Origin of the sequence: Kocuria gwangalliensis, assembly GCF_039544365.1 — a bacterium.
GTDB lineage: Bacteria > Actinomycetota > Actinomycetes > Actinomycetales > Micrococcaceae > Kocuria > Kocuria gwangalliensis.
In genome coordinates, this window is record NZ_BAABLN010000033.1 from 42847 (window position 1) to 61294 (window position 18448).

Genomic DNA, 18448 nt, shown 5'->3' on the forward strand with positions numbered 1-18448 from the left:
CGGGATGGTGAATTCATGGACTCGAGGCATAACTATGCCCGCAGGACCGTCACCATCGCCTCGGCAGGTCTTGCCGTGACCCTGAGCCTCGCCGCGTGCGGGTCAGCTGCTGACCGCGCCACCAATGCCTCCAGCGCCGCGCCCAGAATCGCCTCCGCCCCCGTGAGCACGGACGGCGTGTACGAGGGCGTCGCCACCGAGCAGGCACCCGTGTACTGGGCCGGGACCGATGAGCAGTCGCACTACCTGTTCCGTGAATTCCGCACCGCGCCCGCCGCGGACACCGCGGACCCCGTCGCGGAAGCGGTTGTCATGATGACCAGCCTTGAACCCTTGGACCCGGATTACCGGTCCCTGTGGTCGGCCGTGGAGTCCGTGGGCACATCCGTTTCACCCGACGGCACAATCACCGTTGATCTCCCCGTCACCGCGTTCGCCGGTCAGCTCCCCGCCGACGACGCCGAGCTGGCCCTCCAACAACTGGTGTACACCGTGTCCGCAGCCGCCGTCACCGCGGGGCTGCTTGACGCGGCCACCGCCAAGGAAGTCCGGATTCTGGTGGACGGCCAGCCCGATTACAAGGCCTTCGGCTCGGTGGACCTGCAGGATCCCATCTCCCGTGACGCGTCCATGGCCGCCCCGGTGTGGCTGATCGATCCGCAAACGGGAACCGAGTCCGGCTCGCCCCTGACCCTGTTCGGTCGAGTACTTCCGGAAATCGCATCCGCCACGTGGGAAGTGATCCCCGCTGACGGTGATGAGGCCGTGCAGTCCGGTGAGATCGGCGAGCCAACCGAAACTCCCGCTTCCTCAGCGGGTACGGAATTCAAGATACCCGTGGACCTGCCCGCCGGTGACTACACGGTCCGCGTGACCGGCAGCCCCAAGGACGAGGAGCAGGTCTCCGACGACCATACGGTCACCATCGTGGCCGACTAAGCCGACAGTCAACTCCACCGGCCGGTCAAGGCACACAACGCCGCAAGAGCCGCGGGCCCCGCGGTCGAGGCACGCATCACCTCGCGGCCCAGTTTCAGAGCGTGTGCGCCCGCCGCGGTGAAGTGTTCACGTTCGTGCTCACTGATGCCACCCTCGGGCCCCACGATCAACCCAATGGATGTCGCGGCGGTGAGTTCCTCGGCTCGCAGGGCGCCCCAGGAGGTCTCCGCCGACTCGTGCAATACGAACCAGCGCGTCTCGGGAGTGCTCCGGATCAGGGCGGTCAGGCCGGTGGAGTTCACGTGGTCTCCGAGCTCGGGCCAGCGGGCACGCCGGGACTGCTTGGCCGCGGCGGCCACCGTGGACTCCCATTTACCCAGCATCTTGGCGGCCCGCTCGGCCTTGAGTCGCACAATGCTGCGATCCGCCTGCCACGGAATCACCCGGTCCACACCGAGCTCCGTGGCGCTTTCGGCCGCTTGGAGATCCCGGTCTGCCTTGGCCAGGGCCTGGACCAGGATGAATTCGGTGTCCGGCGCCGGTTCGTGCGCCACTGCGGCCACCCGCACCGTCATCGCATCCTTCTCACCGCGCAGGAATTCACAGGCCGCACGGGTTCCGTGACCGTCCACGAGTTCCAGGGTCTGCCCGGCCCGCAATCTGCGCACGGTCACGGCATGGCGGGCCTCGGCGCCGGTGAGGTCGAAGTCCGCACCGGCGGTTGCCGCGCTCAGTTCACCGCGGTCGACAAAGAAGACCGGGTCCGTCACAGATCGTTGAACCGGTCCTTGAGCCGGGAGAAGAAACCGCCGGAGGACGGAGCGTTCACGGTGGTGGCGTCCGAACGACGCTCGCTGCGCAGTTGCGCCAATTGTTCGAGCAACTCGCGCTGTTCGGAATTGAGATCCTGAGGGGTGTCCACCTCGATGTGCACCTGCAGATCACCGCGGCCTTTACCGCGCAGGTGTGTGACACCCAAGTCATCGAGGGTCACGGTGGCACCCGATTGGGTGCCCGCTGCGACGTCGACGTCGCGGGCGCCGTCGAACGTGTCCAGCTGGACCGTGGTGCCCAACGCGGCCGAGGTCATGGGAATGCGGATGCGCGCGTGCAGGTCGTCGCCTTCGCGGTGGAAAGTGGGGTCTGGGTCGACCTTGAGTTCCACGTAGAGGTCGCCGTTGGGTCCCCCGGCGGTGCCGGCTTCGCCCTGACCCGACAGCCGGATCCGGTTACCGGACTGGATTCCCGCGGGGATCTTGATCGTCAGCGGACGACGATCGCGCACGCGCCCCTCGCCGTAGCACTCGTGGCAGGGGTTCTCGATCACGGTGCCGAATCCGTTACAGGTGGCGCACGGCGCCTGGGTGGTGACCACGCCCAGGATGGACTGCTTCTGGTACTGCATGTGTCCGGAACCTCGGCACATGGAACAGGTGGTGGGGCTGGAGCCCGGTTGGCAGCACGAGCCCTGACAGGTGGGGCAGACGACCGCGGTGTCCACGGTGATGTCCTTTTCCACACCGAACACGGCGTCCTTGAGGGACACGCGCACGTTGATGAGCGCGTCCTGGCCCTGCCGGGTTCGCGATTGGGGGCCGCGCTGGCCCGCGGCGCCCGCGCCCTGGAAGAACGTTTCGAAGATGTCCGCGAACCCGAAGCCGGAGCCGGGGAAGCCCCCGCCGAAGCCGGTGTCGGTTCCGTTCTCGTTTCCGGTGGCGTCGTACACGCGGCGCTTCTCGGGGTCCGCCAGGACGTCGTTCGCGTGGGAGACGCGCTTGAACTCTTCGGCGGCGTCCGGGGAGGGATTCACGTCCGGGTGCAGTTTACGGGCCTTCTTGCGGTAGGCGCGCTTGATCTCTTCCGGGCTGGCATCCCGGGTCACGCCCAGGGTTTCGTAGTGATCGCTCACGATGGAATCGATTCTTCTTTCGTCAGTGTGTAGTACTCAACGCGAATGGGGAACGCTGCCACGGTGGGCGCGGCTACTCCCCCAGCGTGTGGGACAAATAGCGGGCCACGGCTCGCACCGCGGCCATGGTGGAGGGGTAGTCCATGCGGGTGGGGCCGACCACTCCCAGTTTGGACACGGATTGCGGGCCGTAGCCGGTGGCCACCACGGACGTTTCCGCCAGCGGGTCATCGGTGCTGTCCGAGCCGATGCGTACGGCCACACCGCGGGCGTCCTGTTGCATCTCTGACAACAATCGCAGCATGACCACTTGTTCCTCAAGTGCTTCGAGGACTGGTCCGATACTGAGAGCAAAATCACCACTGAAGCGGGCCAGGTTGGCCGTGCCGGCCATGACCAGCCTGTGGTCCTCCGACGACGCCGCCAAAGCACCGAGTGCCTCCGCCACCACGGTGCCCGCCTCGACCAGTTCCGCGGGCAGGCGTTGGGCCGTCCCGGAGGCGGCTGCCTGGACGTCCCGCAGTGACCGTCCGACCACTCCCGCCAGTACCCGCGCCCGCAACTCCATGAGCTCGTGCTCGAGTAGCGCGCGGTGCAAGTCCACGACCCGCTGCAGCACCCTGCCGGAGGTGGGGATGAACACCACGAGCAACGAGGTACCACCCACGTCCACGAGTTCCACGTGGCGCACGGTGGTTCCCGACGCCGCGGGGTATTGAATGAGTGCCACCTGGTGGGTCAGCTGCGCCAGAAAGCGCACGGTCCGTTCCATGGCGTCGTCAAGGTCGCTGGCACCGTCCAGGAAGGACTGGATCGCCCGTTTCTGGGGCGATGACAACGGCCGGAGGGAGGCAATCTGGTCCACGAAGGTCCGGTACCCCTTGTCCGTGGGAATGCGGCCCGAGCTGGTGTGCGGGGCCACGATCAGGCCCTCTTCTTCCAAGGCGGCCATGTCATTGCGGACCGTGGCCGAGGAAACGCTCAACTGATGCCGTTCCACGAGCGCTTTGGATCCCACGGGCTCTCGTGAATGGACGTAGTCCTCCACGATCGCCCGCAAAATTTCGGCTCTGCGCGGTTGGCTCACTCGCTTCACCTCCCCGGCATGGACGGAATTCGGACATGAATCAGGACAGTGACTGTTCCTGGCACTCAACGGATGACAGTGCTAATTGTTTTCAGTGTACCTCCGAGGCGCCAACGCGCCATTTGGTACGCTCGCGGCTGATCATCCATCCCACACGTGAGGACAGCGCATCGTGAGAGCATCCGGTTGGAACTGGGGCCCGCAGGACCTGAGTAGTGCCTCGGTTGCGCGCACCGGCCCCGTGGCGCGAAACACCGCGTTGGAACCGGGCATGGTCCTGGAGGATGCGCAGACCGGTTGGGTGGGTGCCGCGGTCAGCCTGGAAACCATTGGCGGCATGCGCGTGGTGGGTTTGGAGGACCGGCGCGGCAAGATCAAGACCTTCCCGCTGGGCCCGGGTTTCCTGCTGGACGGAGAACCGATCAACCTGGGCCCGCCCGCGCGCAAGACCGGTCCTCGGAAGCCCGCCCGCACCCGATCCGGCTCCGTGGCCGTTGAGGGTTTGCGTGCACGTGTGGCCAAGGAGTCCCGCATCTGGGTGGAGGGCTATCACGACGCCGAACTGGTCGCCAAGGTCTGGGGGCATGACCTGGCTGTGGAGGGCATCGTGGTGGAACCGCTCCATGGAATCGACGACCTGCCGACCGCGGTCCGCGACTTCAACCCCGGCCCCGAGCGGCGCCTGGGCGTTCTGGTGGACCATCTGGTCACAGGCTCCAAGGAATCCAAGATCGCCGCGAACGCGCTGCGCGTACCCGGTGCGCGGGACAATGTGCTGGTGCTGGGCCATCCGTACGTGGATATTTGGCAGGCCGTGAAGCCGTCGGTCCTGGGGTTGGCCGAGTGGCCGGTGATACCACGCGGAATCGACTGGAAAACCGGCATGGCCAAGGCACTGGGTCTGCCCCACAAGACTCCCGCGGACATCGGTCAGGCCTGGCAGGCGATCCTGGCCCGGGTGGATTCCTATGCGGATCTGGAACCGTCGCTGTTGGGACGGGTCGAGGAACTCATCGACTTTCTGACGGCCCCCCGGTAACGAGGCCACCGCTGCGGATTCGCGGGGCCACAGGTCCGCGGATCCTGGTGGTGCGACTAACACCGGCGTCTCAGCGTGGGGCCAGTATCGAGACCTTAGAATGAATCGAAGATTTCCGGCGCAGTGATACTTGGCACTACGGGCTCGTGGCCCCGAAAAGAGATATGTAGTGGTTGATCAACCCCCCTCCCGATCCGGTTCGCGACCGGTCCCCGCAGACAGCCCCCCGTTCGAACGCGTTCCCGCTCGGGCCGAGCCCTTAGACATCTCCCAGGACAAGCAGTTCGCCACCCTCGCGCACCTGGGCGGTGTGGTCGGGGCACTACCCAGCTATGTGATTCACCGCACCCTGGGCGAGCGCGGGCCGTTCACCCGACAGGAGTCCCGGGAAGCGCTCAACTTCTCCCTGTTGCCCACCGTGATCATCCTGGTGGGCATCGGACTGTCATTGATTCCCGCGGTCGGTTGGATCTTTGCCCTGATTGCCTCCCTCACCTGGGTGGTCCTGGCCGCGCAATCGGTGATCGCGGGGATCAAGGTCAACCAGGGTGAGCCCTACCAGTACCGCGGCAACACCCACATGTTCGACAGACTGCAGGCCGACCGCGCAGCCAGGCCCTGAAGGGCTCCTTAGATACGACGCCGCCGCGTCCGGGGTGATCCTGGCGCGGCGGCTTCCGTCCGTCTCCCGTCCCAGGCCGTAACGCTCACCAGTTGAGAAGGCGACGTGTGACGGCGTCGGCCATGAGACGACCCTGGTCGGTGAGGATCACGTGCCCGCCGACAGCGGCGTGGCCGTCCACCCAGCCGTCGGCAATGAGCCCGGCCACGGCGGTGCGCCCCTCGGGGCGCAGGCTCGACGTCTCCAGTCCCTCCCGGACGCGGATGCCCAGCATCACGTGCTCGAGGTACTGGGTGTCCCGGTCCAGGCTCTCGCGACCCACGGCCGGTGATAGACCCTCACGGATCTTGTTCGTGTAGGGCAACGGATGCTTGATGTTCCACCAGCGAACACCGTCCATGTGGGAGTGGGCGCCCGGGCCGATCCCCCACCAATCCTGATTGCGCCAATAGGCAATGTTGTGTGCGCTGCGGTTTTGTTCGGCGCTGCGGCCCTCGCCCGCGCGGGACCAGTTGGAGACCTCGTACCAGTCGAACCCGGCCTCGCGCAGCAGACCGTCGGCCAGGATGTATTTCTCGGCCTGATCATCGGGATCCACCTCCGGAACCTCGCCGCGTCGGATCTGGGCGGCGAGCTTGGTGCCGTCCTCGATGATCAGCGAATACGCGGAGAGGTGATCGGGCCCCAGGTCCAGGGCGGTTTCCACGGAACGCCGCCAATCGGGCAGGGACTCCCCCGGTGTGCCGTAAATCAGATCGACACTGGCCGACAGCCCCGCCTTCCGGGCACCGGCCACCGCGAGAGGCACATTGGCCGGGGTGTGGGTACGCTCCAGCACCGTGAGCACGTGGGGTACGGCGGATTGCATGCCGAAGGACACGCGGTTCACGCCCGCCTCGGCCAGGACCTCGAACGTGCGGTCCGTCACCGAGTCAGGGTTGGCCTCCACCGTGATTTCCGCGTCCGGGGCCAACCCGAAACTCTCGCGTGCCTGCCTCAGAACAGCCGCGAGATTCTCGGCCGGGAGCAGCGTGGGTGTGCCACCGCCGAAGAACACGCTGTGCAGCGGACGCGGTGGCGCCCCGGCGGCGTCGAGAACGGCACGACCGAAGCGGACCTCCGCGGCGGCGTCGTGATGGTAATCCTCACGGGACACGTCCGGGCCCAGCTGGGACATCGTGTACGTGTTGAAGTCGCAGTAGCCGCAGCGCACCGCGCAGAACGGGACGTGCACGTACAGGCTCAACGTGCGTTCGTGCGCCCGGGCCACCGCGCTCGGGGGTAGGGACCCGTCCGCGGGAGCCGGGTCCCCTTCGGGCTGGGCGGGCATTACTTCTTTTTGTCCTTGCCCGGCTCTTCGTCGGAGGACAGCGCGGCCACGAAGGCCTCCTGGGGAACCTCCACGCGGCCCACCATCTTCATGCGCTTCTTGCCTTCCTTCTGCTTCTCGAGCAGCTTGCGCTTACGGGAGATGTCGCCGCCGTAGCACTTGGACAGCACGTCCTTGCGGATCGCGCGAATGTTCTCGCGGGCAATGACGCGCGAACCGATGGCCGCCTGAATGGGCACCTCGTACTGCTGGCGCGGAATCAGGTTCTTGAGCTTGCCGGTCATCACCACGCCGTACGAGTAGGCCTTGTCCTTGTGGGTGATGGCGCTGAATGCGTCCACTTGCTCGCCCTGCAGCAGGATGTCCACCTTGACCAGGTCGGCGGCCTGTTCGCCGTCCGCCTTCCAGTCCAGGGACGCGTAACCGCGGGTCTTGGACTTGAGCAGATCGAAAAAGTCGAACACGATTTCCGCGAGCGGCAGGCGGTAGCGCAGCTCCACTCGGTCCTCCGAGAGGTAATCCATGCCCTTCATTTCACCGCGCTTGGACTGGCACAGCTCCATCACGGCGCCAATGAACTCGGAGGGCACCAGCACGGTGGCCGAGACCATGGGCTCACGGATCTCGTTGATGCGACCCTCGGGGAACTCGGACGGGTTGGTCACCTCGGTTTCCGAGTTGTCCTCGAGCGTCACGTTGTAGGACACCGAGGGCGCGGTGGAGATCAGGTCCAGGTTGAACTCTCGTTCCAACCGGTCGCGGGTGATTTCCAAGTGCAGCAGACCCAGGAAGCCGCAGCGGAAACCGAATCCCAGTGCGGTGGAGGTTTCGGGTTCGTAGACCAGGGCGGCGTCGTTGAGTTGGAGCTTCTCCAGTGCGTCACGCAGCACGGGGTAGTCCGAGCCCTCGACCGGGAACAGGCCGGAGAAGACCATGGGCTTGGGGTCCTCGTAACCGCCCAGCGATTCCTCCGCCGGTTTGATGTGCGAGGTGACCGTATCGCCCACGCGGGACTGGCGGACGTCCTTCACACCGGTGATCAGGTAACCGACCTCGCCCACGCTCAAGCCGTTGGACGGGGTGGGTTCGGGGGAAATCACGCCGATCTCCAGCATTTCGTGGGCCGCGCCCGTGGACATCATGCGGATGCGTTCGCGCGGCTTGAGGGTGCCGTCCACCACGCGCACGTACGTGACCACGCCGCGGTAGGTGTCGTACACGGAGTCGAAAATCATGGCCCGTGAGGGGGCATCCTCGACGCCCTGCGGCGGCGGAACGTCCCGCACGATCCTGTCCAGCAGGGCTTCCACGCCCACACCGGTCTTGCCGGATACCCGCAGCACCTCGTCCGGTTCCACACCGATCAGGTTCGCCAGTTCTTCCGCGTACTTGTCCGGCTGGGCCGCGGGCAGGTCGATCTTGTTGAGCACGGGAATGATCGTGAGGTCGTTCTCGAGCGCCAGGTAGAGGTTGGCCAGCGTCTGGGCTTCGATGCCCTGAGCGGCGTCCACCAGCAAGAGGGTGGCTTCGCACGCGGCCAAGGAACGGGACACCTCGTACGTGAAGTCCACGTGCCCCGGGGTGTCGATCATGTTCAAGGCGTAATCGGTGCCGTCCACGTTCCACGGCATGCGCACGGCCTGAGACTTAATAGTGATACCGCGTTCGCGTTCAATGTCCATGCGGTCCAGGTACTGGGCCTTCATTTGCCGCGGGGTCACCACCCCGGTGGCCTGCAGCATGCGGTCGGCCAGCGTGGACTTACCGTGGTCGATGTGGGCGATGATGCAGAAATTTCTGAGCACCGAGGGGTCGGTCGAGGCGGGTGCCGGTGGGTTGACGGCCAACGGTGACACAGGCGGTCCTTTCGTTCTCAGGATGACTCCCCAGTTTCCCACGTTCCGTGCGGATGGGCGAACCGGGCATCCCCGGCTCACACGGGGCGGGTCGCGGGCCGCAAGTAGACTCGGGGGCATGCCAGATTTCATGCGCCTCGCGCGCCAGGGCCTTCGCGCCTACCGCATGTACAAACGAGTGTCCGGTTCCATGCAGCACAACCGCGGCCAGGGCTCGCGCCCGGACATGGACCAGCGTTCGGCACCGCGGCAAGACCGGTATGAGCCGCAGGGCCAGTACGAGCCGCGCGGCCAGTACTCGGCGCCCACCTCGCAGCCCTCCTCCGGTGGTGGGCTGTCCAAGCCCTACCTCGGTGACTGGACCGGCCCCGTGAATCCGCAGTACAACCCTCATCCGGACGGTCGCCCGGATCCCGGTGAGGTGGTCTGGACCTGGGTGCCGTTCCAGGAGGACCACACCCAGGGCAAGGACCGCCCGGTGTTGATCGTGGACCGCGCCGGCGACTATTTGTTGTGCCTCATGCTCACGTCCAAGGACCACGACCATGCCTCCTACAACGACCCGAACTTCGTGGACGTCGGAACCGGCACGTGGGATCGCCAGGGCCGGCCGTCGGAAGCGCGCCTCAACAGAGTGATTCCCGTGCTGGCCGCCGATGTCCGCCGCGAAGGCGCCGTTCTGGACCGCCGTCGCTTTGACGACGTGGCCCGAGAACTCGGGAACCGACGCTGACCACGTTGATCTGATAAGCTTTGTCGCTGTGTGTCCGCGCTGGTCGTCGGGCACAGCGGATGGTTGCCACCGAGCATCCCCACTCTCACACTCAGTCGATGATCATCCGTGAGCCCTCACTGACCGAAATTCCGTGAACAGTTTTAGGAGTTATACGTGGCCAACATCAAGTCGCAGAAAAAGCGCAACCTCACCAACGAGAAGGCTCGCCTGCGCAACAACGCTTACAAGTCCGAGCTGAAGACCCTGATCCGCAAGGTCAACGACTCCATTGGTACGTCCGACAAGGACGCCGCCGAGTCGAACCTGCGCATCGTGTCCCGCAAGCTGGACAAGGCCGTATCCAAGGGTGTGCTGCACAAGAACACCGCGGCCAACAAGAAGTCCGGTCTGGCCAAGAAGGTCTCCAAGATCTGAGTCCGCCTCGGCTGACAGCTTGAGAGCCCGGTACCCACGAGGTACCGGGCTCTTGCCGTACCCGCGGTTAGTGACGAACCCATAGGTCAGCGGGCCCGCGCGCGCCGAACGGGCGGACTACCGGCCGCACGCCGGCCCGAGCTCAGTGCCTACCGTGCGTGGCGATAACGGTAATGGCGCGTTCCACCGCGTAGTACGGGGTGCGGGACTCCCCCTTGACCTGCGCGTCCGCGTGCGCAATGGCCTTGAGCGCCTCGCTCACGTGCCCCGGGGTGAAACGGCGTGCCTCGTTCTGGGCGCGCTCCACCTGCCACGGTGCCGCGCCGACGTCTCGCGCAACACTTCCCGAGCTCCCTCGGGACCCTGCAACAAGCGCGATGAGTCGCAGCTTGGCGCCCAGCGCCGCGACCATGGGCACCGGGTCCACACCCACGTCAACGGCCTGGCGCCAGAGCTTGAGGGCCTGATCGGCGTTACCGGCCACGGCGGCATCTGCCACCCGGAACGCCGTGACCTCGACCCGTCCGCCGTAGTACTTCTCCACCAGGTCGTGATCGACGGTGGTGGGTCCGTCGGAGATCAGCTGGGCGCATGCCGCGGCCAGTTCCGCGGTGCTGGTGCCCACCGCGGCGGCCAGGGCGCGGGCGGCGTCGGGCTCGATGCGTTTTCCGTGCTGCTTGAACTCGGCCAGAATGAACGCGGACTTGTCCCGGTCCGATTTCGGGGGCGCACAATCCACCACGAGAGCCGTCTCTTTGAGGGCATCCAGCAGCTTCTTGCCGCGGTTGCCGCCGCCGTGTTCCCACAGCACCGTGACCTCCGGGTCCGGTGACTTCACGTACGCGAGGGCATCCGTCAGGAGGTTCTCGTTCATGCTCGACAAGTCGGTGACGCACACGAGCTTGGGCTCATCGAACAACGAGGGGCTGGTGACCACGGCCAGCTGTCCCGGGGCGTAGTCCGCCGCGGACATGAGGGTGACCTCGCACGTACCCTGGTGCTCGCGAATCTGGTCGCGTAACGACTCGCGGACCCGCTGGATCAGGTATTCATCCGATCCGGTGGCCAGGACGAGCGGCTGGGGTGCGGCCTCCCGCCAGGAGGTGCCCGAGTTCGACGGCGCTGGTCGGCGCGCGGCTGCCATGGGTCCTCCTCAGCGCGGGATGAGCCCACGCGGTTGTCAGCGGTGTTTGATGGTCTGGCTGATCATGTTAGTCGGAGGGACCGACAAGCTGCTGCCCGGTGCCGGCGTTGTGGACGCGGCCCCTGTTTCGTGGGCCGCTGTCCGGGGTCCCTTGACCGGCGAGGATGAGTCACCGTGTGGAGACGGAGATGCGCGAGCCGTCCTTACGGATCCACAGTGAACCATTCTGATCGGTTCGGGCCACCGCGGCTCCACCGTCCTGGAGCGCCTGTGTGATGACCGGGTGCGGATGCCCGTACGTGTTGTCCTCACCCACCGAGATGACCGCGAGCGCCGGGTCCGCCGCCCGGATGAGTGTGGTTCCGCCGTTGCGGGCGCCGTGGTGGGAGACCTTGAGGATGTCGGTTGTGAGTGCACCGGCGTCCGGTTGGCCGCGGATGAGCCGGTTGGCGCCGTCCTCCTCGAGGTCACCCGCCGAGAGCCACGTGGTGGTTCCGTGCTCTGCCCGAACGGTGATGCGCAGTGCCAGGGATGCGTTGTTCTCGTCCTCGGAGCTCGGGGCGGATGGCCCTGGTGTACGTGCCGCGGAGGGTGGTTCGGGTCCCAGGACCGTCACCGTGGTGGAGCCCAGGTCCAGGGTGTCCCCGGGGCGGGGTATGTGGGCGCGGTCGGCAAAGTTCTGGGCCGATTCCGGTAGGTCACCGGTCGCGGAGGAATACCACACTCGGTCCACGGGGATGTCCCCGGTCAGTGCGTCCAGGCCGGCCGTGTGGTCCGCGTGGTCGTGACTGAGGATCACGGCATCCAGGTGCTGGATCTCGGCCTGATGGAGGCAGGTACTCAGGGCGCGCGGGTCCGGGCCGGCATCCACCAGTACGGCGCTGTGTTGGCCGGTCCGGTGCAGGACGGCGTCTCCCTGGCCCACGTCGCAGACCACCGAGTCCCAGTCCGGTGCCGGGCGCAGCCACCAGATGAGCCCGTGGATGAGCAGCACCAGGGTGGTGACGGCCGCGAGGATCGCGAGCGCGCGGCGTCGGCGGCGGCGTTGTGCTGCGAGCTGCCGCCACACGGGATCGGCAACGGGAACCGGGGCGGGCGTTGCGAGCACGGACCCGTGTGTATCGGTGGGTCGCTGACACCGGGCGTCCACCCAGTGCAAGGCTGCGCCGGCGGACCCGCTGATGGCCGTGAGTAGGACAATGCCCCAGACTCCCGGTGGCCACGGTGCGAGTGCGCCCGGCAGGCCCGCGAAGGAGGTGGCGATCCAGGCCACACCGCGCGCCGGTACGGCGGCCACGGTGAGGGGCAGCTGGGCTGCGCGCTCCCACGCGCCGGTGACCGGTTCGGCGTCGAGGCCGGGAATCAGGAGAAGCGCGGGCATCAGGACCTTGGGGAGGATCAGGACGCAGACGGTGATGAGCCCGGCCACGGTGGCGACGGGCACCAGCAGCGTGGCCGCCATGTTGGCCGGAAGGGAGTAGGTGGGCAGCGCCGGATTGAGCAGCAGGAGCACGGGTCCGCACCACAGCTGAGCCACGAACGGGATGGCGATGCACAGCGCGACCGGCACCGGCAACTTCAGCGCCAACACACGGGCGACGGCGCGACCGCTCACCACGATCCCCGCGGTCGCCAAGACCGACAGGATGAACCCGAAGTCAATGGCCAGCCCCGGTGAGACCAGCACTAGGCCGATCAATGCGGCGCTCAACGCGTTGAGGCTCACCCCGTTGCGGCCATTGAGCATGCTCAGTGCGCCCAGCGCGCCCATTACGGAGGCACGCAGCACGGACGGGTCCGGGCCCACGAGCAGCACAAAGCTTCCCAGCGCCGCGAGCCCCACCACCAGGCATACCCGACGCCCCGCCCCCATGGACAGCGCCGCGTACCCGGTGAGGGTCATCACGAGGGCGCAATTGGAGCCGGACACCGCCGTGAGGTGCGTGAGCCCGGTGGTGCGCAGGTCCTCGCTCAGCGATGCGGAGATCTGCGAGGTGTCCCCGACCGTCATGCCCGGCACCAGGCCGGCCGCGGCCGCCCCGTGGGAGAGACTCAGCCGCGCGAGGTCGGTGCGGGCTCCCGCCAGCAATCCCGGCGTCCGTTCCGTTTCTCCGGCGCTCTGCCCCACCACGGGCGCCGACGACGCTCGGGCGGTCAATCGGGCGGGGGTCGCCGTGTCCGTGAGGGTCAGGGTCGCGGTGAGGGCCTCACCGTCAGCCAGCTCTCCCCATTGCGGGTGCGTGGCGAACACGGTGATCTCGGTGCGCTCAGTGTGCCGGCCGATCCGCTGCGTCTGCAGCGAAACCACCGTGCCCTCACCCGTTTCACCGTGATGCGCGAAGGACCGGCTCGAGTACGCGGTGGGCTCGCCCGTCACCGTGGCTGACACGCGGATCGTGGCACCCGGCGGATGCTCGGTCAGTGTGGACCGCGCGGGTTGGGTGGCGTTCCACGCGGTCAACACCGCGGCGGCGGCGCACAGGGACGTGACCGCGAGCGCACCGGCGATCTCGGCGCGGCGCCGGCGACGCGAGTGCCCGGGCACAGGAGCGGTGTGTCGACCATGACGGGATTCCAGTAGGACCAGGGTTGTGCCGGTGGCACCCACGCACGCCAGGCCGGTCCACACCGCGGGAATCACCCCGGCGGTCAAGAAGATGACGGCGCACAGCCATACCGTGAGCGCCGATGGGACCAGGCGCAGGTCCCACTGACGGTTCATACCGTGACCAGGGGCAACAGCGCGTCGAGCATGGTCGGGCCGATCCCGCTCACATCATCAAGTTGTTCGGGCGCGGTGAACGGCCCGTGCTCGGTGCGGAAGTCGACAATGCGTTGGGCGAGGACCGGACCCACGCGCGGGAGTTCCTCGAGGTCGGCCGCGGTGGCGGTGTTGAGATTGATCAGCACACCCGAGGCTGCTGCGCCCGGGCCGCGATCGTCTCCCGGTTCGCTCCCGCCCGATGCGGAACCTGCGGTCGTGGGGGCGCCCTGTCCGGCGTGCGGCCCCTGCGCCGTACCCGCACTCTCGCCCGCGGCCGCTGCCTCCGCCGCGCTCGCCTCGTTGGGGATCAGTACCTGTTGACCGTCGGTGAGCGGTTGGGCCAGGTTGATGCGTTCGGTGACGGCGGCGTCCGTGAGTCCGCCCGCGGCTTCCACGGCGTCAATGACACGCGCGCCCGGGGACAATTGCACCACGGCCGGTTTCTTCACCTCCCCGACCACGTGCACGGTTAGCCCGGCGGACGAGTCCCCGGTAGGTACGGTGGTCGGGGCGGCGTCAGCACCCGGAACCGAACCGGACGCGCCCGCCGGTGCTGACGCGGCGCCGGAGGCGTGACCCGCATCCGTCGCGGACCCCGACGCCTCCGCCTCCGCCACGACGGTCGACTCAGGGTCCGAACCACCCGGCAGCAGGGACAGGGCAGAGATCCCGCACACCGCCAGCAGCACGACGATCACCACGATGACCGCCGGGCGGGTGAAGAACGTACGGACCGCCACGGGGTGACGATGCTGCGGGCCGTCGTGTTCGCCGACCTCGTCTCCGGCGGTGACACCGCCGTCCGGATCCGCCGGTTCCCCAGCGCGCTCGGCCACGCCCTCCAACAAGGCCGACAACCGCTCCGTGGCCTGGTGATCCCGCAGTCGGGCCCGTCCCCGATAATTGACCCCGCTCATGGGCACCAGCCAATCCGGTCAACCGGACCCGATGAAGCCTCGGGTCACGGCCTGGGGATCACGGAGCCGGACAGGGCCTCAGGGCTCCACCGGTGCAGCCCGATGACCGTGCGCAATGGGCCGGCCAGTGGGGCCCTCCACGATCGCGGCCTTGGTCCCCAATCCAACGTGCGCACTCAGCACCGCGGGAAGTTCACACACCACCAGCTGCGCATCGGGGCGGTACCGGTCCAGCAGCGTCTCCCCGATCTCACGAGCCCCGTGCGGATCGGAGACGTGATGGATACCCAGCACCGGGGCCTGCACCTCGGCATGCGAGAGCGCCTCACCCGCGAGTGTCATGAACCGGCCCCGCGCCTTGAGCTGCGACACCGGCCGTTCCACGGTCACGATCTTGCCCTCGTGCAAGGACAGCAGCGGTTTGATCTGCAGCATGGTCCCGAGCATTGCGGACGTCGGGTTGATCCGCCCACCCCGGCGCAGGGTCTCCAGGGAGTTGACCTGGATCAGCACCTGAGCATCGGCCGAGGCGGCGGAGGCGGCCGCGGCGACGTCGTCGATCCCCCGCCCCGCCAACGCCGCCCGGACCGCCGCGCGCACCCCCAGGCCCTGCCCCAGCCCGGCGCTGCGGGTATCCACCAGGCGGACGGGAATGTCGATGTCCTGGCGCGCGATCCGCGCCGCGCCCAGGGTGCCGGAGAGTTCCGCGGACAGGTGGACGGAAACAATGGCCTCGAAACCCGCGGCCCGGAAGGCCTCGTAAATGGTGCGCAGCTGCCCCGGGGCCGGCCGCGACGTGGTCACGGGCCGCCCTTCCGCCAGCGCGATCACCAGGGACGAGAGCATGTCCGACTCATCCTCCGTGTAGAGCTGCCCGCCGATCAACACGGGCATCTCCACGCTCGCGAACACCCCGGAGGCCTCGAACTCGGCCTGCCACGCGGGAGGAAGTGCGGCGGCGTTGTCGGTGACCACCGCGACTCTCGCGCCGGGAACGGGACAGCGCCCGTCCCCCGGCGTGACACCGGGTGACGGGCGCCGTTCGGACTCTGGGCTCATCACACCACGATATTCACAAGCTTGGGCGCGCGCACAATGACCTTGCGGACCGTGGCGTCGCCGATGTGGCGCCGCACGGTCTCGGAGGCGAGCGCCGCGGCCTCGAGGTCCGCGTCGGTGATGTCCGCGGCGACCTCCAGGCGGTCGCGGACCTTGCCCTTGATCTGGACCACGGCGGTGACCGTGTCGTCCACGAGCAGGGCCTGGTCCACCTCGGGCCACGGGGCGAGCACCACGGAATCCTCGTGGCCCAGGGCGTGCCACATGTCCTCGGCCGTGTAGGGGGCCACCAGGGACAGCAGGATGGCCACGGCTTCCACGGCCTCGCGCACGGCGGGATCACCGGCACCGGGCCCGCTGTCGATGGCCTTGCGCACCGCGTTGACCAGCTCCATGGTCCGGGCGATCACCACGTTGAACTTCCCGGAATCCAGCAGCTGCGTGGCGTCCGCAATGATTCGGTGGGTCACGCTGCGCAGCGCCGTGTCACCGGCGGCGGCATCCGCGTCCGGGCCGGCGGTGCTGTCCTGCGCCAAACGCCAGGCGCGAGCCAGGAACTTCTGCGAACCCTGCGGGGAGACATCCGCCCAGTCCACGTCGTCCTCGGGCGGGGAGGCGAACACCATGGTCAGGCGCACCGCGTCCACGCCGAACGCGTCCAGCTGCTCGCCCAGGTCCACGCCGTTGCCCAGTGACTTGGACATCGCCTTGCCGCCGTTGAGCACCTGGCCCTGGTTGAGCAGCGCCTTGAACGGTTCCTGGAAACCGATCAGGCCGAAGTCGTAGAGCGCCTTGGTGAAGAACCGGCTGTAGAGCAGGTGCAGAATCGCGTGCTCCACACCGCCCACGTATTGGTCCACGGGCAGCCAGCGGTCCACCTCGTCGCGATCGAACGGGGCGTTCTCGGTGGTGGGTGAGGCGAACCGCAGGTAGTACCAGGACGAATCCACGAACGTGTCCATGGTGTCGGTGTCGCGCGTGGCGGGCCCACCGCACTCGGGGCACGTCACGTTCACCCAGTCCGACGCCGCCGCGAGCGGGGACTGTCCCTTGGGCGAGAGTTCCTCACCGCGCAGGTTCTCGGGCAGCGTCACGGGCAGCTGGTCCTCGGGCACCGGCACCTCGCCGCAGGCCTGGCAGTGAATGATGGGGATGGGAGCACCCCAGAACCGCTGGCGGGACAGCAACCAGTCGCGCAGGCGGTAATTGATGTGGCGCTCGCCGGTACCCGCCTCGCGCACCATGTCGATGGCCCGGGTAATGGCCTCAGCCTTGGGTAGGCCGTCCAGTGGGCCGGAGTTCACCAGTTGACCGTCACCGGTGGTCGCGACGCCGGACACCGCGGGGTCCTCTTCGCCGGTGTCCACCACCGCGCGCACGGGCAGGTCGAATTCACGGGCGAAATCCAGGTCTCGCTGATCGTGGGCGGGCACGGCCATGATCACACCGGTACCGTAGTCGGCCAGCACATAGTCCGCCGCCCACACGGGCAGCTTCTCGCCGTTGAGCGGGTTGAGCGCGTACCGGCCCAGGAACACACCGGTCTTGGTGCGGTCGGTGGCTTGCCGGTCGATGTCCGAGAGCGCCTTGATGTTCTCCCGGTACTCCTCCAGGGCACCACGGTGCTCGTCGTCAACGATCTCGGCGGCGATCGGGGCGTCCGCGGCCACCACGCAGAACGTGGCGCCGTAGAGGGTGTCGGGGCGGGTGGTGAACACCGTGACGGTGCGCCCGGAGGTGTCGGAGGCGTCCGCGCCCTCGGCGGGGGCGCCCTCGATCACGAAGTTCACGTGCGCGCCCTCGGAACGACCGATCCAGTTGCGCTGCATGGCCAGCACGCGCTCGGGCCAGTGACCCTCCAACTCCTTCATGTCGTCCAGGAGCCGGTCCGCGTAGTCGGTGATCTTGAAGTACCACTGGTTCAGCGACTTCTTGGTCACCGGGGTGTGGCAGCGTTCGCACAACCCGTTGACCACCTGCTCATTGGCCAGCACGGTCTGGTCCGTGGGGCACCAATTGACCGGTGAGTCCTTCCGGTAGGCCAGGTTGTGCGTGTAGAACTGCAGGAACAGCCACTGGGTCCAGCGGTAGTACTCGGGGTCCGAGGTGTGGATCTCCCGCGTCCAGTCCGCGCTGATCGCGTAGCGCTGGAACGACTTCTTCTGCGTGTCGATGTTGCGGTAGGTCCACTCCGCCGGGTGGGTGTTGCGCTTGATCGCAGCGTTCTCCGCGGGGAGGCCGAAGGAGTCCCAACCAATGGGGTGCATCACGTCGAAGCCGCGGTGCTTCCAGTAACGGGCCACCACATCACCCATGGCGAACGCCTCCGCGTGACCCATGTGCAGGTCACCGGAGGGGTAGGGGAACATGTCCAGCACGTAGCGCCGGGGTTTGGAACCGTCGTCGAGGGGCTTGTACACCTCCTGGTCGTCCCAGAACTGGGGCCAGGCGGCCTCGATCCGCTGGACGTTGTACTCGGTTCCCGTCTCCGGGGTGTTCTGCGCGCTCACGGGCCTCGCCTTCACATCACTTCATGGGGTCATCCGCCCACCGTAGCTGCCGGCACCTGGCGCTGGCATGGTGAATCCACGCGGCATGACATGGGGATCTCCCGCCAGTTTAGACCAGCGCC

The 18448-nt window shown here is 67.4% G+C and carries 15 protein-coding genes; 5 read left to right on the forward strand and 10 right to left on the reverse strand.

Going from position 1 to position 18448, the window contains the following annotated elements; all coding sequences use genetic code 11:
- The first annotated feature begins 15 nt into the window (after window positions 1-15).
- Entirely contained in the window at window positions 16-939 is a 924-nt protein-coding gene (locus tag ABEA06_RS10500; RefSeq protein ID WP_312396833.1) for a GerMN domain-containing protein, read from the forward strand.
- 8 nt (window positions 940-947) lie between these two features.
- On the opposite strand, the gene ABEA06_RS10505 is transcribed toward ABEA06_RS10500, so the two are convergent.
- The 3 genes from ABEA06_RS10505 to hrcA form a co-directional block, all read right to left on the reverse strand.
- Window positions 948-1709, reverse strand: a complete 762-nt coding sequence (locus ABEA06_RS10505) for a 16S rRNA (uracil(1498)-N(3))-methyltransferase (RefSeq protein ID WP_303382908.1) — start codon at window positions 1707-1709, stop codon at window positions 948-950.
- On the reverse strand, window positions 1706-2848 hold the full coding sequence (gene dnaJ / locus ABEA06_RS10510) for a molecular chaperone DnaJ (RefSeq protein ID WP_303382909.1): 1143 nt from the start codon (window positions 2846-2848) through the stop codon (window positions 1706-1708). Before dnaJ ends, ABEA06_RS10505 begins: the two co-directional genes overlap by 4 nt.
- 73 nt (window positions 2849-2921) lie before the next feature.
- Window positions 2922-3935, reverse strand: a complete 1014-nt coding sequence (gene hrcA / locus ABEA06_RS10515; protein WP_303382910.1) for a heat-inducible transcriptional repressor HrcA — start codon at window positions 3933-3935, stop codon at window positions 2922-2924.
- Window positions 3936-4107: 172 nt separating this feature from the next.
- Here hrcA and ABEA06_RS10520 point away from each other — a divergent pair, with 172 nt between their 5' ends.
- Window positions 4108-4974 carry a DUF3097 domain-containing protein gene (locus tag ABEA06_RS10520; RefSeq protein ID WP_303382911.1) on the forward strand — a complete coding sequence of 289 codons (867 nt, stop codon included), beginning with the start codon at window positions 4108-4110 and terminating at the stop codon, window positions 4972-4974.
- A 169-nt stretch (window positions 4975-5143) separates the two neighbouring features.
- Window positions 5144-5596: a DUF4870 domain-containing protein gene (locus ABEA06_RS10525; RefSeq protein ID WP_303382912.1), complete on the forward strand. Its 453-nt coding sequence runs from the start codon at window positions 5144-5146 to the stop codon at window positions 5594-5596.
- An 85-nt stretch (window positions 5597-5681) separates the two neighbouring features.
- Here the strand turns inward: ABEA06_RS10525 and hemW are convergent, their stop codons facing one another.
- On the reverse strand, window positions 5682-6926 hold the full coding sequence (gene hemW, locus ABEA06_RS10530) for a radical SAM family heme chaperone HemW (RefSeq protein WP_303382645.1): 1245 nt from the start codon (window positions 6924-6926) through the stop codon (window positions 5682-5684).
- Complete coding sequence (lepA, locus tag ABEA06_RS10535; RefSeq protein WP_312396829.1) at window positions 6926-8782, reverse strand: translation elongation factor 4; 1857 nt, start codon at window positions 8780-8782, stop codon at window positions 6926-6928. The genes hemW and lepA overlap by 1 nt, the downstream gene beginning before the upstream one ends.
- 118 nt (window positions 8783-8900) lie before the next feature.
- Here lepA and ABEA06_RS10540 point away from each other — a divergent pair, with 118 nt between their 5' ends.
- Entirely contained in the window at window positions 8901-9515 is a 615-nt protein-coding gene (locus tag ABEA06_RS10540; RefSeq protein WP_345311463.1) for a type II toxin-antitoxin system PemK/MazF family toxin, read from the forward strand.
- Between the two features lie 156 nt (window positions 9516-9671).
- A complete protein-coding gene (gene rpsT, locus ABEA06_RS10545; RefSeq protein ID WP_303382642.1) occupies window positions 9672-9932 on the forward strand; it encodes a 30S ribosomal protein S20 in 261 nt (86 codons plus the stop codon).
- 142 nt (window positions 9933-10074) lie between these two features.
- Here the strand turns inward: rpsT and holA are convergent, their stop codons facing one another.
- The 5 genes from holA to leuS all read right to left on the reverse strand — a co-directional run bounded on the left by holA (window position 10075) and on the right by leuS (window position 18326).
- Complete coding sequence (gene holA, locus ABEA06_RS10550; RefSeq protein WP_303382641.1) at window positions 10075-11076, reverse strand: DNA polymerase III subunit delta; 1002 nt, start codon at window positions 11074-11076, stop codon at window positions 10075-10077.
- Between the two features lie 169 nt (window positions 11077-11245).
- Entirely contained in the window at window positions 11246-13798 is a 2553-nt protein-coding gene (locus ABEA06_RS10555) for a ComEC/Rec2 family competence protein (RefSeq protein WP_303382640.1), read from the reverse strand.
- Window positions 13795-14757, reverse strand: a complete 963-nt coding sequence (locus ABEA06_RS10560; RefSeq protein WP_345311464.1) for a ComEA family DNA-binding protein — start codon at window positions 14755-14757, stop codon at window positions 13795-13797. The genes ABEA06_RS10555 and ABEA06_RS10560 overlap by 4 nt, the downstream gene beginning before the upstream one ends.
- A 78-nt stretch (window positions 14758-14835) precedes the next feature.
- A complete protein-coding gene (locus ABEA06_RS10565; RefSeq protein ID WP_303382638.1) occupies window positions 14836-15816 on the reverse strand; it encodes a DegV family protein in 981 nt (326 codons plus the stop codon).
- Complete coding sequence (leuS, locus tag ABEA06_RS10570) at window positions 15816-18326, reverse strand: leucine--tRNA ligase (RefSeq protein ID WP_303382637.1); 2511 nt, start codon at window positions 18324-18326, stop codon at window positions 15816-15818. Before leuS ends, ABEA06_RS10565 begins: the two co-directional genes overlap by 1 nt.
- Window positions 18327-18448: the final 122 nt, after the last annotated feature.